This is a genomic window from Sphingobium chungangianum (genome assembly GCF_977014255.1).
In genome coordinates this window covers 385035-406236 of sequence record NZ_CDRNIV010000006.1, presented here as the reverse complement: position 1 = coordinate 406236, position 21202 = coordinate 385035, and the positions used below count along the sequence as shown (strand labels likewise).

Here is a 21202-nt window from a genome sequence, read left to right as displayed (position 1 = left end):
TCTACGCCGCGATGTGCATGGGCTCCAGCCCGGCAAGCCGCGTCACTACCGGCAACTCAGGCACCACCCGAGGCTTATGCCCCGCCAGCGCCTTCGCCACAGCACCAATATGCGCAGGCGTGGTGCCGCAGCAACCGCCGACCATGTTTACCAAGCCTTCATCCACCCACTGGCGGATCAGGCTCGCCGTCGTCTCCGGCAACTCATCATACTGCCCCAACTCATTGGGCAGGCCCGCATTGGGATAGGCCAAAATCAGCGTATCGGCATTCTTCGCCAGCTCGCTCAAATAAGGCCGCAGCAAATCCGCCCCAAAGGCGCAATTCACCCCGATGGTCAGCGGCTTCAAATGCCGCAGCGAATACCAGAAGGCGTTGATCGTATGCCCCGACAGGTTGCGCCCCGACATATCGGTAATGGTAAAGCTCAGCATCAACGGCACAGGCCGCCCCGCCGCCGCCTCGGCCTCCCGCGCCGCCATGCCCGCCGCCTTGGCGTTCAGCGTGTCGAAGCAGGTCTCGACCAGCAGGAAATCCACCCCGCCCTCGATCAACGCATCGCACTGCTCGCGATAGTCGGCCTTCAGCGTGTCATAATCGACCTCGCGATAGGCCGGATCATTGACGTCCGGCGAGATCGACAAAGTCTTATTCGTCGGCCCGATCGATCCCGCCACGAAACGCGGCCGCCCATCCTTCGCCGTTGCCGCCTCGCACGCCTTGCGCGCAATCCGCGCGGCGGCGATGTTGATCTCCCGCACCAGATGCTCGCAGCCATAATCGGCCATCGCGATCTTGGTGGAGCTGAAGGTGTTCGTCTCGATCATGTCCGCCCCGGCATCGAGATAGGCGGTGTGAATACCCTCGACGATGTCAGGCCGCGTCAGGCACAGAAGGTCGTTATTCCCCTTCTGATCCTTCGCCAGGCCGAGCGACCCGCGATAATCCGCCTCGGTCAGCCCGTGCTTCTGGATCGACGTTCCATAGCCGCCGTCGAATATCATGATCTTCTCCGCTGCCACGGCGCGGAAGCGTTCCTCGGCGGTCATGCCGTCTTCTCCAGTTGCGGGCGGAGGCCGAGCAGATGACAGATCGCATAGCTCAATTCCGCCCGGTTGAGCGTATAGAAATGAAAGTCGCGCACCCCGCCCGCATAGAGCTTGCGGCACAGCTCCGCCGCCAACGTCGCGGACACCAGCTGCCGCGCGGCGGGCAGATCATCCAGCCCCTCGAACAATTTGCCCATCCAGCCCGGCACGTCAGTGTTGCACATGGCCGACATGCGCTGGACAGCCGCGAAATTGCTCACCGGCATGATGCCCGGAATGATGTCCGCTGTAATGCCAGCAGCCGCCACCGTGTCACGAAAGCGGAAGAAGGTTTCCGGTTCAAAGAAGAATTGCGTGATCGCTCGGCTAGCACCCGCGTCCAGCTTGCGCTTCAAATTGTCGATGTCGCTCTGCGCGCAGAACGCATCCGGGTGCGTTTCGGGATAAGCGGCCACCGAAATCTCGAACGGGTGACGCTTGCGCAGGCCCTCGACCAGTTCCGCTGCGCCCTTGTAACCCTCAGGATGCGGCTGAAACTTCGTACCCGCTTCCGGCGGATCGCCGCGCAGGGCGACGATATGGCGCACACCCGCCTCCCAATAGGCGTCCGCCACCTCGTCGATCTCGGCCTTGCTCGCCGCGACACAGGTCAGGTGGGCGGCAGCCGACAACGGCGTTTCCTTCGCGATCCGCGCCACCGTATTGTGCGTCCGCTCCCGCGTAGATCCGCCAGCGCCATAAGTCACCGACACGAACTTGGGCGCCAGCGGCGTCAACGTCTCGATCGCCGACCACAGCTGCTCTTCCATCTTCTCCGTCTTGGGCGGGAAGAATTCGAAGCTCACATTCAGATCGCCCGCCAGATCGGCGTAGAGCGGCGCTTGCCAAGCCCGCGCGGCCTCTTCGACGGATGGGAAGCTCAGGGTCATAGGGAAAGTCGTCCTTCGATGGGCAGGATTCGCGCGCCCCGGCGGCGGCCCAGCCATAATACTACCGTCAATTCCTGGCCGGGCAGCACCTCCACCCGTTCCAGCTCCAAACCTGCATCCGCAAACCAGCTTTCGATCTGCGCGTCCGAAAAGCCAAGCCGCGCATGTTGATCGCGCAGCCGCAATTCTTCCCGTTCATGCGCCGCAAAATCGGCGATCAGCACCCGACCGCCTGCCCCGGTGACGCGCGCCGCTTCCGCAATCACCGCTTCGGGCGCCTGCGCATAATGCAGAACCTGATGCAGAACCACGGTGTCCACGCTGCCCGGCTCCAGCGGCAGGGCGCCGAAATCGCCCAGCACCAACGCATATTTGTCACCTGCATCGGCAGGCAGCTTGGCCCGCGCCAGCCGCAACATATCGGGGCTGCGGTCAAGCGCGGTAACCTGATCCGCCGAGCGCCCGAACAGCTCGATCATCCTGCCCGTACCCGTGCCGATATCGAGCAGATGACCGATGGATTCAGCACTCAAAAGCGCGGTCATGGCCGCTTCGACATCCACATCGGGCACATGCAGCGACCGGATCGCGTCCCATTCCTCGGCATGTTCGGCAAAATAGCTTTCCGCCGCCCGTGACCGATCCGCACGAACCGCCGCCAGCCGGGCAAGGTCGGCCTTCTGCCACAGATCTTCGCTTTCCGACGGCACCAGCTGATCGAACAGCGTCAGGAAGGGCGCCATGGCCTCCCCCCTGACCAGGCGCAGGAAAACCCAATTGCCTTCCTTGCGCCGTTCGACCAGACCCGCCTCCGCAAGGATACGGACATGGCGGGACACGCGCGGCTGGCTCTGCCCCACGACCTGCGCGATTTCACCGACCGCAAGCTCCATGGCGCGCAGAAGATAGATGATGCGCAGCCGCGTCGGATCGCCAAGGGCGCGAAAGATGTCGAGTGCGGCGCTCATGGGCACATCATATAAAGAAATCTTTATATACGTCAATGGGCCTGCCGCCCTTCAAACAGGCCATGGAAGTGGAAGCCCGGAAATTGGCGAGTCGCACTATGGGGATTGCCTTGAGTGATCCAAGGCATTACGAATCGGCCCCGCAGGCGCAATGGGGGGTGAACTTTTCTCCGAGAGTGGTCTGCGACGTTTTTATCTCTGAGAGGGGTTTGCCCATGTCCAAGTCGATTGCTCTTTCGCTCGTTCTCGCCGCTTCGCTCGGCCTCGCCGCTTGCTCGAAGGGCGAAGACAATGCCGCCAATGCTTCGGCCAATGCTGCTGACAACGCTTCGAATGCTGCTGACAACGCCATGAACGCTGCCGAGAATGCTGCTTCGAACGCCAGCAACGCCGCTTCGAACGCCAGCAACGCTGCATCGAACGCTGCCGCGAACGCGATGTAATTTCCCTTCTCGGGATTTTTGGAAACAGGGCCGCCCGGCAACGGAGCGGCCCTTTTCTTTTGGGCCGCGCGATTGCAATGAAAAGGGCCGCCCTTTTGGGGCAGCCCTCCTCTATTCAGCAATGGGTGGCTGATCAGCAGTCCCGATCGATCGCCCGGCCAGCCAGCGCACCTACGCCCGCACCGACAATCGCGCCCGTGGTGCCGTCACCCCGGCGGCCGTAGCGGCCACCGCCCTTGCCGATCTCATTGCCCAGCAAGCCACCGGCAATCGCGCCTATGATCGTGCCGCCCGTGCCATTGTCCCGGCAGCGATAGCCGCCGCGATAGCCACGATAATAATTGTCGCGATAGTAACGGTCGCCACGATAGCCGCGATAATAGTCACCCCGGTATCCGCGATAGCCCCGATCGCCGCGATAATAGTCGCCGCGATCATAACGGCCCCAGCCGTCACGGGCCTGCGCAGGCGCTGCGGTTACGGCCAAGGAAGCAACGCCCATTGCCAGCGCGGCCCCCATATTGATCAGAAACTTGGTCTTCATGGCGTGCTCCTCAATCATGTCGTTACCGACTCCGGCGCGTCTCCGCCGCCCCATCGATTGCACCCCTTTTGGCCGATTCGCATTGAGCCAAGCCTGAATGGGCGTGTCAGCCACCGTTCAGATAAAAAAGCACCGTCCCCAGCCGGTTGCCGCTCATCAAGAGCGGACCTGAACGCTCATCACCGCAATGGAAAAACTGGTCCCTGTCCCGCAGGCGAACAGCATATATGAACAATCAGCCGTTGGTCCGGCAGGCGGGATTGCCTATGGCGGGGCGATGCGCCGTATCCTGATCGTCCTGCTGCTTGCGATCCTGCTTTTGCCGGCGCCGCACAAGAACAAGCCTGAACTATTTGGGCCTGGCCCGCTGCTCGTTACCGCGCGCGCCCTGCCACTAAATGCGTCCGATCCGGCTGTTCACGGCATCGGCGCGCTCGATTATCTGGGAGGCTGGCAACTCAGCAGCCCCCACCATGGATTTGGCGGCATCTCATCCCTGCTGGTAGATCAGCAGGGACAGGTTCTGGCGTTGAGCGATTCCGGCACTCTAATGGGTTTCGCGGTCAACCCCGTTCTCGATAGCCGGCATCCCTTCATCGCCCCCCTGCCAATCAGGGCACAGGACGGATCCCAGCCATGGTGGGCGTGGGATTCAGAGGCGATGGCGCATGATCCGGAATCGGATCGCTACTGGGTCGGTTTTGAGATGCTTCAGCGCATCTGCCGCTACGCCCCCGGCTTTTCACGGGTGGAAACGTGCCGCACCTGGCCGGAGATAGAAGCCTGGCCGGAAACGGGCTCGATCGAATCCATGGCGCGCCTACCCGACGGGCGCTTCCTCGTGATCGCGGAAATGGGAATGACGGCGGATGGAAGCCATGACACGCTGCTCTTTGCCGGAGATCCGGCGGAGCAAAGCACCGCATCGCCCATGCATCTTCGCTACGTAGCGCCGCGCGGCTATCGTCCGACGGATGCCGTCGCTCTGGATGACCGTCACATTCTGGTGCTCAATCGCCGCGTGACGCTGCGCGATCTGTTCACGGCCACTCTTGCCCTCATAGAGCTGCCGTCCCATCCGGAATCCGGCGATCGGTTGACCGCCCGCACGATCGCCCGTCTCGCTCCGCCCCTGCTGGCCGATAACTTCGAAGGACTGGCTATCACGCGCGAGGCCGGGCGCACTATCGTGTGGATCGTGTCAGACGATAATCATGAATTTTTTCAGCGCACCCTGCTGCTGAAATTTGCGCTGCGCGGGGCGCCCCGCATTCGTTGAGAAAAGAGCGGTGTCGGGCAGCGCCGCACATGCGGGAATGATGCGCGGGCGCATCCTCCCGGCACGCAAAAAAGCGGCCCGTTACCAGGCCGCTTCTTAAAGCCGAAACGAATCGAACCGAATCAGGCGGCCGGAGCAGCCTGCTTCTTGACGATGTCGCGCTTCAGACGGCGCGCCTTCAGCGACAGCTTGTCGTCGTTGGTCTTCAGCAGCCAGTTGTCCAGCCCGCCATTATGTTCAACCGAACGCAGGCCATGCGTCGACACGCGCAGCTTGACGGTGGTTTCCAGCGTTTCGGAAATCAGCGACACATTCTGCAAGTTGGGCAGGAACACGCGCTTCGTCTTGTTATTGGCGTGGGAAACATTGTGACCCACCTGGCGACCCTTGCCGGTCAGCTCGCAAATGCGCGACATAGTCAATCAACCTTGTAGTTCATGTTCGTTCGGAAAGCGGCGCCAGTAGCGGGATTCCGGAAAGCCGTCAACCCGCCCACCGGCCAGATCGGATCGCTTTCGCAACCCTTTCCATGGCTCGGACGTTTGCAGCCGATAGACGAAAGGAGGGAGCAATGCGACTCATTGGTGGCTTGTTGGTGATTGTTTTGCTGGTGCTGGCCGCTGGCATCGCGACCGGCTTCATCGACCTGCAAAAGACCCAGGAGGGCAGCCTGCCCAAAATCGCCGTGGAAGGCGGGCAAATGCCGAAGTTCCAGGCCGACGTGGCCAAGGTCGAAGTAGGCACGCGGAACGAAACCGTCGAAGTGCCAACGGTCGATGTGAAGAAGCCCTGATCATTTTATAGACGATAGCTATGCTGTAAGGGCTGGCGGATGGCACCGCCCTTTCCGCTTCCCGAACCCATGCGCCGCGCGCTCGAACTTGCACGGGCGGCTGAACTTGCGGGTGAGGTGCCGATCGGCGCCGTCGTCACGCTCGACGGGCGGATCGTTGGCGAAGGAGAAAATCGCAACCGGCGCGACTGCGACCCGACCGCTCATGCCGAAATCGTCGCGCTTCGATCTGCGGCGGAAGGGCTGGGCGATTTCCGCCTCACCGGCTGCGACCTTTGGGTAACGCTGGAACCCTGCCCAATGTGTGCTGGCGCCATATCCCACGCGCGCATCGCCCGGCTTTATTATGGTGCTGCCGACCCCAAGGGCGGAGCGGTCGAGCAAGGCCCCCGACTTTTCACCCAGCCCCAATGCCTGCACCGCCCTGAAGTCTATGGCGGACTGGGCGAAGCGGAAGCGTCAGCGCTGCTGCGTGACTTTTTCGCTGCCCGCCGCTGAATAATCGATGCGATAGAGGGTGTAGGGCAAGGTGAAGCCGCTCTTCAACGCCACGGGATGCAGCCAGCCGGGAACATCGCCCCGCATCAACCCCGCATAAAAGCCGCGAGGGCTGCGGGATTGGTAAACCGTCCCTTCCGGAAAGCCGGGGCAGATCAGCAGGTAGGTCGCATGATGCCGCGCGGCGATCGGCCGGAATGCGTCCGCCGGTCCGTCGAAGGCATGGTGCAGGTCCAGGATAACCGTGCCGTTGCGATGATAGGGACCCGCGATCGCGCTATGATGCGTGGTCGCGATCAGGCGCGGCCCCAGGTCCACCATCGTGAAAATGGTAGCGGAAGGAAGCTGGTTCAGCACCTCCAGCGCTGGCAGCGACCGGCAGCGGCCATTGGCCTTGCTGATCGACTGCAGTCGAGCCTTCGCCGCTGGGCGCTGTACTTTGGGCTTTTCACCAGTCGCTGCTGCCCAGAACTCGTTGATCTGCGGGTAAAGCGGCGTCGCGAACGCTGCTACGGCGAGCAGCGCGGCGCCGATGATGCCGAACACACGCGCAAGAGGCCTGCCGAAGAAGACAAGCTGAAGCACCCGATGCGCCGCCCAAGCCGCCGGTGGGATGGCGAGCAGCTGCGCCGCTGGTCCGGCCCGCAACTGCCAAAAGAGAAGCGCCGTCGAGAATAGCATCATCAGCCCGACCGTCGCCCAGGCCCACAGCCGGTCGCTGTCACGCCGCGACTCCCAAAGCGCCCAGATCAGTCCGAACAGCCCCGCAACCGGAATGGCCATCAGCGGCACGATCAGGCTCCACGCCTGAACCGTGATCGGCTTGGCCTCACGAATATTGGCGAGCCACAGCCGCTCCAGTTCCGGCGAAATCTGATAGGCGCCCGTCAGGCATTGCGGCCAATTGAGCCATGCAAAGGCCGCGACGGCGCCCCCCACCAGCACGCCAGCGCACAGCCGGGCCTGCCAGCTGCGTAGTGGCAGCAGCGCCAGCAGTGTCATGCCCGCGCCCACTGCCCCGAATATGGCGACCCAGATAGGCGAGATAGCGTCGCACACCATCTGCCGGTTTGCGTAGCTTGCAAACAGCAGGAACAAGATGGAAACCGAGCCAGCAAGGCTCAGCGCATAGGGCAGCATCCGCCTCGCCGCGCCTTCCTTGAATACCCAACGAAGCGCGATCAGCGCTCCGCCCGCCGCCAGATAGACGATCATCTCCATACCGATGGTGATCGACAACGCGCTGCTCACCCCCGCCACGATGCCGCCGCGCAGCCAGTTACGGTCGATCAGCCCCGCGAGCATCAGTACCGTCAGGGCCAGCTGCCACCCATGATGATCGACCCGCATCGGCAGGAACATGCTGATGCCCATCTGCGCCGCGAAGGGGGCCAGGGCGGCCAATATCCAGCCATTGCCTCCAGCGAGGCGGCGCGCGATGAAGCCGAGCCCCAGCATCAAGGGCAACAACGGAATCATCGGCGCGATGGCGCAGGCCAGCCGATCCGCCAGCCCTTGCTCCAGAAAAGCGCGGAAGAACAGCATCAACGCCGCAATCGGCAGATCGACCAGCCGCGACCAATGGATGTTGAACCCGGCAGGCGGATCAAGCCGATATTGCCTCAGATCGTACCAGCCCTGCCCCGCCAGCCAGTCCTTGACCTGCAAATACCGCATATTGTCGTCGGTATCGTTGAGCGTCAGCCAATGGATCGACGGCCAGCGCGAATAGAGCAGCCAGGTCACGGCCGCGACCCACATCAGGAAGGTCAGCCATTTCCAGTGCACCTGCGCCCATGCAGACGTCCAAACCAGGGCGCGCCGGGATCTTTCCCGCAGGGTGAAGCCGCTTTGCAAGTTCATGGCCGGTGGATTAGAGCGTTCGCATCAAATCGCAACGGGGCCTTCATGAAATTGCTGTCACGTCTGACGCCGGAACGGCAGGCCCTGTTCTGGCAGATCGTGCGATATGGCCTCAGCGGCCTGTTCATCACAGCCTGTCAGGCCACCATCTACTGGACGCTCGCGGCGCTAGCCGGATGGCACCCGCAGCTTGCCAACACGACCGGTTATGTGGCGGCAGTCCTGATCGGCTATGTCACCCACAGCCTCTTCACCTTCCGTGATCAGGATAGCGACGGGAACCATGCGGCGCGCGGCGTCAAGTTCGTGGCCGTGTCCCTGCTTAGCTATGCTTTGAACGCCCTCTGGGTCTTCCTCTGCGTCACCCATATGCAATGGCCGGAATGGTCGCCCATCCCGGCCATGATATTCGTGACGCCAGCCGTGGTGTTCGGCCTCAACCGCCAATGGGTATTCCGCTAGACTCGCCTCAATGGACGAAGCGGGCCACCACATCCCTGTATGACCGGCTGACCTTCACCTGAGCGCCTGATTCCAGCACCAGGAAGCATTCGCCATTGGTATGCGGCTTCACCTGCCGCACTTGGCTCAGATTGACGATGGTCGACCGATGCACCCGCTGGAAATTGCGCGGATCGAGCCGCTTCTCCAGATCCTTCATCGTCTCGCGCAGGATGAGCGAATTGTCGGCCGTATAGATGCACATATAATCGCCCGCCGCGTCGATCCGCTCAATCGAATCCACATCGACGCGGAAAATCTGACCCCGGTCCTTGATGTTGATGAGCTTCTCGAACCGATTTGATGACGGCGCCTCTTCATCCGCGTTGAAATCGTTCATCGCATCAGGAGCGACCTCCGCCAGCACCTCGCGCAGCTTCTCCGCTTCCTGCACCTGCTTCTTTTCCGACAGGCGCTGACGCACGCGGTCGAGCGCGTCGGCAAGGCGGCCTTCATCCACCGGCTTCATGAGGTAATCCACCGCCTGCGCCTCGAAGGCGCGAATCGCATGATCGCTATAAGCGGTGCAGAAGATGAACAGCGGCGGCTCGACTTCCATCAGGCCCTGAACGACAGAAAAGCCATCAAATCCCGGCATCTGAATGTCGAGGAACACAAGGTCGGGTTTATGCGTCTTTATGGCGCGGATGGCTTCACGGCCATTCGAGCAGGTTTCAACAATTTCGACATCCTCATGCGCTTCCAGACGGAGCTTGAGGCCTTGAATAGCCAGGCTTTCGTCATCGACGAGGATTGTTCTGATGGTCATGCGGCCACTTTCGATGGTTCATCCAGATTAAGCGGCATTTCGATATGAACCGAAAAGCCGCTTGGCGTGGAACGCGTTTCAAAGCTCTGTCGTTCCCCGAACGCCTGAATCAGGCGGTCACGGATATTCGCCAGGCCAACGCCTGTTCCCTCGCTCATGGGGATGTTCGGGCGAGTGAACCCCTCGTTCAATCCCGGGCCGCTATCCGATACGACGATCCGGACATTTTCACCGGCAGGCTGCGCCGTGATGGAGATTTCGGCGCCTTCTTCCTTGGGGGTGACCGCATATTTGATGGCATTTTCCACCAGCGGCTGGAGCAGCAGGGAAGGCAATCGCGACTGCGCGACGGCCGGATCGATGTTGAATACCGGCCGCAAGCGGTCCTCGAACCGCATCTTCTCAATCTCCAGATAGAGTTTGAGCGTCTCCACCTCCTGCTCGATCGTCACTTGCGCCGTGGGTTCATTGATCAGGGTATAGCGCAAAAAGGACGACAGGCGTGAGAGCATCGCGTTTGCGCGGTCCGTCTGCTTCAAAAGCACCAGCGTCGATATGCTGTTCAGCGTATTGAACAGGAAATGCGGATTGAGCTGATAGCGCAGCATGGCGAGTTGCGCGCTCGACGCCTGATTTTCCAGATGCAGCAGCTGGTCCGCCTGCTCCTCCACCTGAAGGTAGAAGTTGATGGCATAGTAAAGCGCCGACCAGGCACCCAGCAGCGTTATGCTGAGATAAAAGGCGCCAAGGAAGAGTTGCAGCCCCGCCGTTTCGCTCGCCCGGTTCTGGGTCGAAAAAACCCAGGCGTCGATAAAGGCGACCAGTCCAGCCGCCATTACCACGGTAACGATCGAAGCACCCCAGGTGATGATCGGCCGCTGTCGTTGCAGAAATCGGAAGATGACCGCGATCAGCAGGGTCACCGAATAGCCCGACACAGTGGAAATCATCACCGGGATCAGGCTGGAGAGCGGCTGCCCATTGGCGATGGTGGACGAACCGCGCAGCAGGAACGCACCCGCCCATCCGACGGATTGCAGGTTCCAGAAAGCGCGGTTCTTGTCAGCGAAAAAGGGCTGAGGCTGAATAGGTTGAACAGACATCGCCGCCAGCCTAGGCGAATTCAGGTTCAGGGTGAAGCCACCCACGTTACGCCGCCGTAGCAGCTTCCTGATCCATCGGCGTGACCTCGTCGGGGCAAAGCCAGACAAGGTCCTTCAACTCCAACGACCGGCCGTCGTGGGCCTGAATGGTCACCCGGCGGATGGGCTGACCGTCACGCTTGTCCGCCAGCACCTGACAAGACGGCGATCCACATCCCCATTTCTCGCCCCATTGACGTAATGCGATCATGACCGGGGCGAGTTCCTGCCCCTTCTCCGTCAAGCGATATTCGATCTTGCGCCGGTCGCATTGCATCGGCTGACGCAGCATGATCCCATTCTCGACCAGCCGCGAAAGCCGGTTCGCCAGGATGTTGCGCGCGATACCGAGCGACGATTGAAAATCTTCAAAATGCCGGATGCCCGACAGCGCGCCGCGCAGGATGAGAAACGACCAGCGCTCGCCCATCGCTTCCAGCGCGCTCGGGAGCGCGCACTGTTCCAGGTCCTGCGCCAGATTATGTTTCATCGTCCGTCTAGATAGCTCAAAGCCACAGCCCATGCAAAAGAGCAGCCATTTTGTCCAAAGATGGGATTTTTTTGTTGCACAGCAAGATGCTTCCCGGACAATCGGGTCACGATGCTGCGTCAATATGAACTTGTTGAGCGGGTGAAGCGCTACGATCCGGATGCGGACGAGGCGATGATCAACCGCGCCTATGTCTTTTCCGTCCAGAAACACGGGTCCCAGAAGCGCGCCAGCGGCGACCCCTATTTCAGCCATCCGATCGAAGTGGCGGGCATTCTTACCGACTTCAGCCTGGACGACCAGACGATCGTGACCGCGCTGCTGCACGATACGATAGAGGACACGCTCGTCACCTATGACGAGATTGAGAGCGCGTTCGGCAAGGACGTCGCCAAGATGGTCGACGGCGTCACCAAGCTGTCGAAGATCGAAGCGATGTCGGAAAATGAGCGGGCGGCGGAGAATCTCCGCAAATTCCTGCTCGCCATGTCGGACGACATTCGCGTGCTGCTGGTGAAGCTCGCCGACCGGCTGCACAATATGCGCACGCTGCACTTCATCAAGAATGAGCAGAAGCGCCGCCGCATCGCCCGCGAGACGATGGACATCTACGCCCCGCTTGCGGAGCGGATCGGCATGTACGACTTCATGCGCGAGATGCAGCTGCTCGCCTTCCGGGAGCTTGAGCCGGAAGCCTATGATAGCATCACCAAGCGGCTCGAACAGCTGAAGGAAGGCGGCCATGGCAAGGTCGATCGCATCGGCGCGGAACTGCAACTGCTGCTCGGCGGCAAGAACCTGTCGGTCACCGTGTCGGGCCGCGAAAAGCACCCCTATTCCATCTGGAAAAAGATGCAGGAACGGCACATCAGCTTTGAACAGCTGACCGACGTCATGGCCTTCCGCGTCATCACCGAAACGACAGAGGACTGCTACCGCGCGCTCGGGGTCATTCACCAGACCTACAAAATGGTGCCGGGCCGGTTCAAGGATTACATCTCCACGCCCAAGCGCAACGGCTACCGCTCGTTGCACACCACGGTGATCCATCAGGATAACGCCCGGATCGAGGTACAGATTCGCAGCCGCGACATGCACAACGACGCCGAACTCGGCCTCGCGGCGCACTGGGCCTACAAGCAGAAGGGCGACGCGGCCGATCATCATGCGGCGTGGCTGCGCGACCTCGTCGAAATTCTGGAACAGAGCCAGGATGCGGACGAACTGCTCGAACATACCCGCATGGCGATGTATCAGGACCGCATCTTCGCCTTCTCGCCCAAAGGCGAGCTGCACCAGCTGCCCAAGGGATCCACGCCGGTGGACTTCGCCTATGCGGTCCACACCTCGCTCGGCAACCAGACGGTAGGGGCCAAGGTCAACGGCCGCGTCGTGCCCTTGCGCACCGGCCTTGAAAATGGCGATCAGGTCGAAATCCTGAAATCGGAAGGGCAGGAGCCGCAGCCGGGCTGGCTGACGTTCGCCATCACCGGCAAGGCCCGCGCCGCGATCCGTCGCTATATCCGGCAGAAGCAGCGCGGCGAGGAAGTTGCGCTGGGTGAGAAGCTCTATGAGGAAATCATCGGCCGCTTCTCGCCCGAATTGGCGAGCGAATTGGGTGACAAGGCGCTGAAGGCCGCCCTGAAACGGCTGAAGCTGGATGATCGCGCGTCTCTGATGGTGGCCATCGCTACCCATCGCCTGCTGGATTCAGAGGTGATGGAGGCTCTTATACCCGGCTCCACCAGCGTAGACGGGATCGAGGAAGCGCATCCGCGCCAGCACGCGCCCGTCTCGATCCGCGGCTTGACGCCCGGCATCGCCTATAATCTGGGCGACTGCTGCCATCCTGTACCCGGCGACCGCATCGTCGGCGTGCGCCGCACTGGCGAACCGATCGAGGTGCACACCATTGACTGCCGGTCGCTAGAAGCCGGGCAAGACGACGATTGGGTCGATCTCAGCTGGGACAGCAAATCCAAGGGCGGAACCGCGCGGCTCCAGGTCATCGTCAAGAACCAGCCCGGCGCACTCGCCGCCGTCGCCAACGTGTTCGGCGCGACCAAGGCGAACATTCTGAACCTCCAGCTGGTGAACCGCGAAGGGCCGTTCCACACCGACATCATCGACCTGGAGGTGAACGACGCCCAGCACCTGAACCGCATCCTCTCGGCATTGCGAGCACTGGACGCGGTGGTACAGGCCGACCGGGTTTAATCCGCGAAGGCGTACCTGTTCCCCCTCCCGCAAGCGAGAGGGGGCCGGGGGGTGGGCTAGCGCAACGCAAGATCTTATTCTTAAGCAGCACGCCAACAAAGGCTGGCATCTCGGGCAAAAGCGCTGACCGCGGATCTTCTCCCTCTCCCCTTCAGGGGAGAGGGCCGGGGAGAGGGGAATGACGAGCCGCAGCTCCTTATGGCCCCTCTCCCGCCATCGCTTCGCTCGGCACCCTCTCCCCTGAAGGGGAGAGGGAATGTTCCTATCAGTCGCAAGCCATCCCCACCTGTATCCCCAACATCACACCCCCCGCAAAAACCATCCTATTTCCCCCACTCCCTCCCAATTCCGCTGTCCTACACAGCCCCAACCTGCCTATCCCCCAGCCCTCTTTGAAACGTCGAACCGCTTCCCATGACGCCCACGCGCGCCCGGGCACGCGCGCGCATATGGTGTGAACTTCGGGACAAAAATGGCGCTTTTCCGCCATTCCCTACGTCACTTTCAACTTTCGCGTGACAGGAAACCTCCAATTCTGTAGAGGCCCCCGCAGCGGACCCTTCGGGGTCTTCCGTCCGAGACAGTCGGTGAAGGGAATTTGCCCTTCTTAATTTCCGGCCTAGACGGGGAAAAGCTCTTTACCGGCCGGACCTTGTGTCCTGTCCGGGTCTGCCTGTTCTCCTCAAGGGATACGGGCCAGTCGACCTCTCCCCTTCGGACTTTAAGTGCCCCGCGTTCGCGCGGGTTTTAGTCGTTTGCTGGTTCGCCAGCGAACATGAAGTGGAGAATGGCATGGATCGTAATCAGAAAGCTGAGGTCGTTTCCGCGCTGAACGCACATCTGGCAGATGTTGGCGTGGTCGTAGTGACCCGCAACCTCGGCATGACGGTCGCACAGTCGACCCAATTGCGTCAGAAGATGCGTGCAGCCGGTGGCACCTACAAGGTTACGAAGAACCGCCTCGCCAGAATCGCCTTTGAAGGCACCGACTATACCGCGCTCAGCAGCCTGCTGACCGGTCCTGTCGGCCTCGCCTCCTCGGCCGATCCGGTTGCCGCCGCCAAGGTTGCAGTCGAATTCGCCAAGACCAACGACAAGCTTGAGATCGTTGGTGGCGCAATGGGCGAAGTGCTGCTCGATGTAGAGGGCGTCAAGGCGCTCGCATCGTTGCCGTCGCTGGATGAACTGCGTGCGAAGATCGTTGGGCTGCTCGTTGCACCCGCGACCAAGCTCGCGACCGTCACCCAGGCACCGGCTGCGCAGCTCGCGCGGGTCTTCAACGCCTATGCGGAAAAGAACGCGGCCTAATCGCCGCGGTCCTACCGACAAGACACGTTTTCAACTTTCAATTGAGGGGCTCATGCCCCGCCCAGAAGGGAATATAGTAACATGGCAGACATCAACGCACTGGTCGATCAGCTCTCGGCCCTCACCGTCCTCGAAGCCGCTGAGCTGTCGAAGGCTCTGGAAGAAAAGTGGGGCGTTTCGGCCGCTGCTGCCGTCGCCGTCGCCGGTCCGGCTGCTGGCGCCGCTGCTCCGGCTGCTGAAGAGCAGACCGAGTTCGACGTTATCCTCACCGGCGACGGTGGCAAGAAGATCAACGTCATCAAGGAAGTCCGCGCCATCACCGGCCTGGGTCTGACCGAAGCCAAGGCGCTCGTCGAAGGCGCGCCCAAGGCTGTCAAGGAAGGCGCCAGCAAGGACGAAGCCGAGAAGATCAAGAAGCAGCTGGAAGAAGCCGGCGCGACTGTCGAGCTCAAGTAATCGGTTTTGCTCCGCCCCGCGCGGAGCACCGATCCAGCTCAGCTGGAACAAGGGCGGTATCTTCGGATGCCGCCCTTTTCTATACCGACACAGGCGGAGCAGCTTGTCTGATTCCTTCTGGACCAGTCGCCCCTAAACGCGCGCCAGCGCTTCTATAAGCGCCTGCCCCAGGGCCTTTATGGCCGCACCATCAACGCCCGCGTCCACCGCTTCCTCCAACGCGGATGCATGGCCGCCAATATCGGCGTAGCCAAAGATCCCGGCCACGCCCGCCAATCCATGGGCGAGGTGCAAAAGGCGGGAGCGATCCCCTGCTTCAAGCGCCGAAATGATGGCACTCAGATCGGACGCGGCCCGCGCATGGAAGCGCTGTCGCAACTTCTGCATTTGCGCTTCGGTATCGCTCATGGCTCCAGCAATGTCCGCACGGTCCCCGCGAGGCTCATCGGGTCGAACGGCTTGGCAAGCACGGTTCGCGCACCGAGGGCCTTCAGGTTCGTGACGTGCCGTGGATGAGTTTTGGCCGTGATAAACGCGACGGGAATTGTCGCGGTGGCGGGCTCAACCTGCAACGCCGCCAAAGTCGCAGGCCCATCCATGCCCGGCATCATCACATCAAGCAGGATGAGAGCAGGCTGCCACTGCCTCGCCTGCTCAAGCGCTTCCGCACCCGAGGCCGCCGTTCGCACCTCGAACTCCGGGTCTAGCTCAAGCGACATGGCCGCGATCTCCCGCAGGTCCGCCTCATCATCAACATAAAGAATGCGGGTCAACTCGGGCCTTTCTGTCAATTCGGCATCATAGCGGCAATTCGACAATAAACGTCGCCCCTGTTTCCGCCGCGGAATCCAGCGCGATGCTTCCGCCATGCGCCTCTACGATGCCTTTGCTGATTGCGAGGCCAAGGCCGGTGCCCGCATGGCCATGCTGATGCGCACCGTCCTCCTGCTCAAAACGCTTGAACAGCCGCGCGCGAAACTCTGGCGAAATCCCCGGCCCCTCGTCAGCAACGCTGATCCGGGCGACGTCTCCCGCCCGCTCAAGGGAGACACGTACGGTCCCACCCGAGGGCGAGAATTTGCAAGCGTTGGACAATAGGTTGGTCATCACCTGACACAGGCGATTACCATCAACCTTCACAATAACCGCTTCAGCCGGGTGGTCGAATTCAAGCTTAACACCGAAACGCTCGGCATATGGCTCAATCTGCTCGATCGCCTCGGTCAACAACAAGCCCAATTCCCGTTCGTCGAAATGAAAGACCAGCTTCCCCGACTGAAGTTTGTCCATGTCCAGCAGGTCATTGACCAGATGGATCAGCCGCTCCGCATTCTTGCTGCCGATCGCGACCAGTTGTTTGGCCCTGTCAGGCAACTCTCCAGCGGCGCCACCCGCCATTAGTCCCAATGCGCCAGAGATAGCGGTCAACGGCGTCCGCAATTCGTGACTGACGGTCGATACCAGTTCGTCCTTCAGGCGACTGATCTGCCGTTCCTGCGTCACATCCCGCGCCGTCATGATGAACCGCCCCCCACGGATCGATTCCCGGCGGATATCGAGGATGCGACCGTTCCGGCGCTGAATCTCCAACCGACGACTGTCGCTGGTGCGGATAGACTCGACGAAGCCCGCGACGATCTGATCCGGGTCGCCGGGTCCCAGTTCACCGCGCTGTGCGGTCAGGCGGATAAGTTCACGCGCATCCCTTCCGCCCGTCACGCTATCGGGAGCATAATCGAACAGATCGACAAAGGCTTGGTTCCACAGCATCAGCCGCAGGTCCCGATCCACCACCGCGACGCCGCCACTGACGTTTTCCACTGTTAGCTTCAGCAACTGGCGTTCGTCATCAAGCTTGCGCCGATGTTCGTCAGCCGCAAATCCTTCGACCCGCAATTCGATGAGGTCGATCACCGTCCGTGCCAGCTGGGCGAGCCGCTGCCGATGCGCCTCGCTGAAATCACGCGGCTTGTAATCAACGATGCACAAGGTCCCAAGCGGCTGGCCATTAGCCACCCGCAAGGGCGCACCAGCGTAGAAGCGGACGTGCGGCGGCCCTGTGACCAATGGGTTGCCGCTAAACCTCGGATCCTTCGTCGCATCCGGCACCACCATGACCTCCGGTTGCAGGATCGCGAAGGCACAAAAGGCGACATCCCGCGAGGTGTGGGTCTCATCGATGCCGCACGCACCGCGAAAACATTGGGTGTCCGATCCCACGATCGACACCAGCGACATGGGCACATCGAACAGGTCAGCTGCGAACTGGGTTATATGGTCGAACGGACGTTCTCGACCGATGCCGCCAAGCCGGTAATGTTCCAGCGCTCGCAACCGATCGGCCTCGTCCCCCGGAATGGGAGGCTTCATGCCTTGGGCATCTTTGGGCTGCCGCTCCTGCATCGTTGGCATCGGTCCTCAAGTCCCGCTTATGATCACGGCACCAATCGACACCTTAACTGCAACGAAATCAACACCTTCCTTGAGAAGCAATGTCAAAGCGGATCAGGATCGAGGTAGAGATAGCGCGCGTCGAACTCCGCGAGGGCCTTCAAACCCTCAAGATCAAGGATCTGCGCTTCGCCCCGCTGATATTTCAAAAGCCCCCGGTCGCGGAGCAATCTGAGCGTGCGGTTTACATGGACCGAAGTCATACCAAGGCTGTCGGCGAGCTGAGATTGGCTCATCCCGATATAGAACCGGTCGCTCGCCTGATCGATCACCTGTAGACGGACATATAGTTCGCAAAAAAGAGCCGCCATCCGGCCCGCCGCCGAACGCTGACCGAGCGACAATTCCCATTCGCGGCTCATGCACGCATCCAGGTTTGTGCTGAACCAGTACAGACGGCCTATGCGCGGCCACTGCTCGATCAACTGTCGGATTTGCTCATGGGGCACCAGGGTCACGACGCAGTCTGTCAGCGTCATGACATCATGCTCCAGCCGTTTCAGCGTGAAGCCATGAAGATCAACGAAGTCGCCCGCGATGTGTATTTGCGTGATCTGCCGCTTGCCATCCGCCAAATCCTTGAAGCGGCACATCACTCCTTCGAGCAGCAACGTGCTGGCCTCCAGAGGTTCTCCCTCATGCACGATGATGCTGTTGCGAGGCACATGACGGCCCGGCGGCGTGATCGCCCGGATCGCCTCTTCCTCTTCCTCAGATAACGGGTGACGGAATCTAAGTTTGGCGAGATGAGCCTCTACCATCGCGGTCTCCTGGGGCGAGCCGGAGACACACAGCCTCGCTGAAGGACACTCGTCCCATCTGTACGCCAGAATCACTCCTTATGTCGATCCAGCCCGTCAGATCGACGACGCCCATCAGCACTTCCTCGCTCAGGATCGAGCGTATGCTGCTTATGGCAAGAGCACGGGCATCAGCCTCTTCGGCCAACTCCCGCCCCTCGTCATCGCGGGTAAAGCCGGTGCCATTGTGAAGATCGAAATGAAGGCGGCGCATGGCATGGGGAACGCCGCCTTTGACGGTAAGTTTCACGCAGCTCAAGACGCACACTTCATGCCGCGCGCTTGGAGCCGACTTTTCTGCTATTTAACGCGCCGCGAGGAGGATCGGCCGATCGGCCGCCGCCTGCGCAAAGTGTTGAGCGCGCAAACTGCTCAGCATGTTGTCCCTGTCCGTCGCATCATTCGCCACAATCACCCATGCCTCGAACTTCGACCCAGGGCGCACCTCCTGCGGTAAGGGGTAAAGCGATCCCATCGATCGGATAGCGCGCATCGATATGCGATCGACACTGCGGGATGCCGAAGAGCCCGCCAGAGAAATATTCTCCGGCCGCCCTTGTTCTCCCAGACGGAACTGCACGCGGGAATATCCGATCGATGCTCCATCACGATAAAGGGAAGTTGCCTGACGGATGCTCCGCGACAATCTTGATGCTGTCCGATCCGTCCACTTTTCATAGCTTATTGCGCTTTTATCGGGTGCTACCACCGTCAGTTGCCCAGATCCCTGCCTGGCATCTGCCACCATCGGCACAGCCAAGCAGACGCAAAGCGCCGCCATCACAGGCTTGGCATACATAGAGGCCTCCTCTGTTTCTCTAGCAATTTTTTACTGAAAAGCCGCTGCGGCAGCGTCGGACCGGCCGAGAGCAGCGGCTGCTTATATATTGCAAAGCCGCGTGGCCGGGTAACAAATTATCGCCAATGAAGTCATGGGCATAAGAATTATTTCATCGGAGCTTAATTTATCGATCGAAAGTAATTTACCCGCTTAACTTGTTTTAGCTTGGCAAAAGACAGCGTTAAACCGCTACCCTCATTGGATTTTGATGGATTTACCTTACGGCAACGCCGCACGACTCAGGCGGAAATCGCCAAGCCGACGGCTTCCCCAACCTTGATGCCATCAATGGCCGCCGACAATATGCCGCCTGCATAGCCCGCGCCTTCGCCAGCGGGGTAAAGTCCGGCCACATTCAGGCTCTGAAAATCCTTGCCTCGTGTGATGCGGATGGGGGATGAGGTTCGGGTTTCGACACCGGTCATGACCGCATCAGGGTGATCATAATTGGCAATCTGTCGGCCAAATGCGGGCAGCGCCTCGCGAAAGGCGTCGATTGCAAAGTCAGGCAGGCAAAGGGACAGATCGGTCATGGTGACGCCCGGCTTGTAGGAAGGGACGACCTCCCCGAGCGCTTCTGAGGGACGCCGCGCCATGAAATCGCCGACCTTTTGGCCTGGAGCCCAGTAGGAAGAGCCGCCTGCGACAAAGGCCTGGCTTTCCCAATGCCGCTGAAGGTCGATGCCCGCCAAAGGCCCTCCCGGAAAATCCCGCTCCGGCTCTATGCCAACCACCAGGCCTGAATTGGCGTTGAATTCCGCACGGCTATATTGGCTCATGCCGTTGGTGACGACACGTCCTTCTTCAGACGTGGCAGCGACCACGCGCCCGCCGGGACACATGCAGAAGCTGTAAACGGTGCGGCCATTCTCGCAATGATGCGCAAGGCTGTAGGCCGCCGCTCCAAGTACCGGGTGACCCGCGCAATTGCCGTAGCGGGCTCGATCGATCCAGCTTTGTGGATGCTCGATCCGCACCCCGATTGAAAATGGCTTGGCTTCGATATGAACGCCGCGCCGGTGCAACATCTCGAAAGTCGGGCGGGCGCTGTGTCCGACGGCAAGCACAACATGGTCGGCCTCTATAAAGCTGCCGTTGGAAAGGTGCAGTCCGCGCAGGCGCTGCGTTCCGTCGCCTTGCCGCTCCATCTCCAGTTCATCGACCTTGTGCTGCCAGCGATATTCGCCGCCCAGTTGCTCGATCTGGCGGCGCAGGCTTTCGACCATGCTGACGAGGCGAAACGTCCCAATATGGGGATGCGCTTCGGTCAAAATATCTTCAGGCGCGCCCGCAGCGACAAATTCCTCCAGCACCTTACGGCCCAGGAAACGCGGGTCCTTAACACGGCAATAGAGCTTGCCGTCCGAGAAGGTGCCCGCGCCGCCTTCCCCGAACTGGACATTGCTGTCGGGGTTCAGCTCGGCTCGCCGCCAAAGACCCCAGGTATCCTTGGTCCTCTCCCGCACAACCTTGCCACGGTCGAGGATTATGGGCCGGAAGCCCATCTGCGCGAGGATCAGTCCCGCGAAAAGTCCACATGGGCCTGCGCCCACCACGACCGGGCGTTTCCCCGACCAGCCCTGTGGCGCATGCGTGACGAAGCGGTAGTCGGTATCCGGGCGGCGGCGCACGTCGTTGTCGCCCGCAAGCCGTTCAAGCAACGCGGCCTCGTCCACCAGCTCGACATCGACAGTATAAACCAGTTGGATTGCACTCTTCCGCCGGGCATCATTGCCCCGGCGCACGATGACGTGACGGACGAGGTCCGATGCCTCAATTCCCAGCCGCTCGCAAATGGCGGCAGGCATCGCATCGGCCGGGTGGTCGAGGGGCAGCTTGAGGCCGGAGAGACGCAACATGGC

General features: G+C 61.0%; 24 protein-coding genes. 8 read left to right on the top strand and 16 right to left on the bottom strand.

The features are described from left to right. Window position 1: 1 nt before the first annotated feature. From ACWNC0_RS08875 to ACWNC0_RS08865, 3 genes are read right to left on the bottom strand one after another with little or no spacing between them, the layout of a single operon-like run. Window positions 2-1048, bottom strand: coding sequence for a homocysteine S-methyltransferase family protein (locus ACWNC0_RS08875; protein ID WP_449471037.1), 1047 nt, complete (start codon window positions 1046-1048; stop codon window positions 2-4). Then, window positions 1045-1977 carry a methylenetetrahydrofolate reductase gene (gene metF / locus ACWNC0_RS08870; RefSeq protein ID WP_449471036.1) on the bottom strand — a complete coding sequence of 311 codons (933 nt, stop codon included), beginning with the start codon at window positions 1975-1977 and terminating at the stop codon, window positions 1045-1047. Before metF ends, ACWNC0_RS08875 begins: the two co-directional genes overlap by 4 nt. After that, a complete protein-coding gene (locus tag ACWNC0_RS08865) occupies window positions 1974-2945 on the bottom strand; it encodes an ArsR/SmtB family transcription factor (protein ID WP_449471035.1) in 972 nt (323 codons plus the stop codon). Before ACWNC0_RS08865 ends, metF begins: the two co-directional genes overlap by 4 nt. Window positions 2946-3160: 215 nt before the next feature. Here ACWNC0_RS08865 and ACWNC0_RS08860 point away from each other — a divergent pair, with 215 nt between their 5' ends. Further along, window positions 3161-3388: a circumsporozoite protein gene (locus ACWNC0_RS08860; protein ID WP_449471033.1), complete on the top strand. Its 228-nt coding sequence runs from the start codon at window positions 3161-3163 to the stop codon at window positions 3386-3388. A gap of 133 nt (window positions 3389-3521) precedes the next feature. On the opposite strand, the gene ACWNC0_RS08855 is transcribed toward ACWNC0_RS08860, so the two are convergent. After that, on the bottom strand, window positions 3522-3932 hold the full coding sequence (locus ACWNC0_RS08855) for a glycine zipper 2TM domain-containing protein (RefSeq protein WP_449471032.1): 411 nt from the start codon (window positions 3930-3932) through the stop codon (window positions 3522-3524). A 277-nt stretch (window positions 3933-4209) separates the two neighbouring features. On the opposite strand from ACWNC0_RS08855, the gene ACWNC0_RS08850 reads away from it, so the two are divergent. Then, window positions 4210-5211, top strand: a complete 1002-nt coding sequence (locus ACWNC0_RS08850; RefSeq protein ID WP_449474580.1) for an esterase-like activity of phytase family protein — start codon at window positions 4210-4212, stop codon at window positions 5209-5211. A gap of 122 nt (window positions 5212-5333) precedes the next feature. On the opposite strand, the gene rpmB is transcribed toward ACWNC0_RS08850, so the two are convergent. Beyond that, window positions 5334-5627 carry a 50S ribosomal protein L28 gene (gene rpmB / locus ACWNC0_RS08845; protein WP_196225248.1) on the bottom strand — a complete coding sequence of 98 codons (294 nt, stop codon included), beginning with the start codon at window positions 5625-5627 and terminating at the stop codon, window positions 5334-5336. Window positions 5628-5782: 155 nt separating this feature from the next. Here rpmB and ACWNC0_RS08840 point away from each other — a divergent pair, with 155 nt between their 5' ends. Both ACWNC0_RS08840 and ACWNC0_RS08835 read left to right on the top strand, forming a co-directional pair. Next, on the top strand, window positions 5783-6004 hold the full coding sequence (locus ACWNC0_RS08840; protein WP_196225247.1) for a hypothetical protein: 222 nt from the start codon (window positions 5783-5785) through the stop codon (window positions 6002-6004). 39 nt (window positions 6005-6043) lie between these two features. Then, a complete protein-coding gene (locus ACWNC0_RS08835; protein WP_449471030.1) occupies window positions 6044-6502 on the top strand; it encodes a nucleoside deaminase in 459 nt (152 codons plus the stop codon). Here the strand turns inward: ACWNC0_RS08835 and ACWNC0_RS08830 are convergent. Continuing rightward, window positions 6464-8365 carry a hypothetical protein gene (locus ACWNC0_RS08830; RefSeq protein WP_449471029.1) on the bottom strand — a complete coding sequence of 634 codons (1902 nt, stop codon included), beginning with the start codon at window positions 8363-8365 and terminating at the stop codon, window positions 6464-6466. The two genes, ACWNC0_RS08835 and ACWNC0_RS08830, sit on opposite strands and share 39 nt — an antisense overlap. A 45-nt stretch (window positions 8366-8410) precedes the next feature. Between ACWNC0_RS08830 and ACWNC0_RS08825 the strand changes: the two genes are divergently transcribed. After that, window positions 8411-8827: a GtrA family protein gene (locus ACWNC0_RS08825; RefSeq protein WP_449471027.1), complete on the top strand. Its 417-nt coding sequence runs from the start codon at window positions 8411-8413 to the stop codon at window positions 8825-8827. A 7-nt stretch (window positions 8828-8834) separates the two neighbouring features. Here the strand turns inward: ACWNC0_RS08825 and ACWNC0_RS08820 are convergent, their stop codons facing one another. The 3 genes from ACWNC0_RS08820 to ACWNC0_RS08810 are packed head-to-tail and all read right to left on the bottom strand — an operon-like array spanning window position 8835 to window position 11267. Next, the gene (locus tag ACWNC0_RS08820) at window positions 8835-9635 is read right to left on the bottom strand and encodes a LytR/AlgR family response regulator transcription factor (RefSeq protein WP_196225243.1); all 801 of its coding nucleotides are present in this window, start codon (window positions 9633-9635) and stop codon (window positions 8835-8837) included. Then, complete coding sequence (locus ACWNC0_RS08815; RefSeq protein WP_196225242.1) at window positions 9632-10738, bottom strand: sensor histidine kinase; 1107 nt, start codon at window positions 10736-10738, stop codon at window positions 9632-9634. The genes ACWNC0_RS08820 and ACWNC0_RS08815 overlap by 4 nt, the downstream gene beginning before the upstream one ends. Before the next feature lie 46 nt (window positions 10739-10784). Next, entirely contained in the window at window positions 10785-11267 is a 483-nt protein-coding gene (locus ACWNC0_RS08810; protein ID WP_449471024.1) for a winged helix-turn-helix transcriptional regulator, read from the bottom strand. Window positions 11268-11378: 111 nt separating this feature from the next. Here ACWNC0_RS08810 and ACWNC0_RS08805 point away from each other — a divergent pair, with 111 nt between their 5' ends. The 3 genes from ACWNC0_RS08805 to rplL all read left to right on the top strand — a co-directional run bounded on the left by ACWNC0_RS08805 (window position 11379) and on the right by rplL (window position 15248). Continuing rightward, a complete protein-coding gene (locus ACWNC0_RS08805) occupies window positions 11379-13484 on the top strand; it encodes a RelA/SpoT family protein (RefSeq protein WP_449471022.1) in 2106 nt (701 codons plus the stop codon). Between the two features lie 792 nt (window positions 13485-14276). Beyond that, window positions 14277-14792, top strand: coding sequence for a 50S ribosomal protein L10 (rplJ, locus tag ACWNC0_RS08800; RefSeq protein ID WP_449471020.1), 516 nt, complete (start codon window positions 14277-14279; stop codon window positions 14790-14792). 81 nt (window positions 14793-14873) lie between these two features. Continuing rightward, window positions 14874-15248: a 50S ribosomal protein L7/L12 gene (gene rplL / locus ACWNC0_RS08795; protein ID WP_449471019.1), complete on the top strand. Its 375-nt coding sequence runs from the start codon at window positions 14874-14876 to the stop codon at window positions 15246-15248. Window positions 15249-15380: 132 nt separating this feature from the next. Here rplL and ACWNC0_RS08790 read toward each other — a convergent pair whose 3' ends face one another. From ACWNC0_RS08790 to ACWNC0_RS08760, 7 genes are all read right to left on the bottom strand, one after another. Continuing rightward, window positions 15381-15656 (bottom strand): Hpt domain-containing protein, encoded by a 276-nt coding sequence (locus tag ACWNC0_RS08790; protein ID WP_449471017.1) that lies wholly within the window; start codon window positions 15654-15656, stop codon window positions 15381-15383. Next, window positions 15653-16021 carry a response regulator gene (locus ACWNC0_RS08785; RefSeq protein ID WP_449471016.1) on the bottom strand — a complete coding sequence of 123 codons (369 nt, stop codon included), beginning with the start codon at window positions 16019-16021 and terminating at the stop codon, window positions 15653-15655. Before ACWNC0_RS08785 ends, ACWNC0_RS08790 begins: the two co-directional genes overlap by 4 nt. A 25-nt stretch (window positions 16022-16046) precedes the next feature. Beyond that, entirely contained in the window at window positions 16047-17618 is a 1572-nt protein-coding gene (locus ACWNC0_RS08780) for a GAF domain-containing sensor histidine kinase (protein WP_449471014.1), read from the bottom strand. A gap of 125 nt (window positions 17619-17743) precedes the next feature. Further along, a complete protein-coding gene (locus ACWNC0_RS08775) occupies window positions 17744-18460 on the bottom strand; it encodes a Crp/Fnr family transcriptional regulator (protein ID WP_449471013.1) in 717 nt (238 codons plus the stop codon). After that, the gene (locus ACWNC0_RS08770; RefSeq protein WP_449471011.1) at window positions 18432-18749 is read right to left on the bottom strand and encodes a DUF6894 family protein; all 318 of its coding nucleotides are present in this window, start codon (window positions 18747-18749) and stop codon (window positions 18432-18434) included. The genes ACWNC0_RS08775 and ACWNC0_RS08770 overlap by 29 nt, the downstream gene beginning before the upstream one ends. A gap of 54 nt (window positions 18750-18803) precedes the next feature. Continuing rightward, the gene (locus ACWNC0_RS08765; RefSeq protein ID WP_449471009.1) at window positions 18804-19298 is read right to left on the bottom strand and encodes an energy transducer TonB family protein; all 495 of its coding nucleotides are present in this window, start codon (window positions 19296-19298) and stop codon (window positions 18804-18806) included. A gap of 281 nt (window positions 19299-19579) precedes the next feature. Further along, window positions 19580-21199, bottom strand: a complete 1620-nt coding sequence (locus ACWNC0_RS08760; protein ID WP_449471007.1) for an NAD(P)/FAD-dependent oxidoreductase — start codon at window positions 21197-21199, stop codon at window positions 19580-19582. Window positions 21200-21202 lie beyond the last annotated feature (3 nt).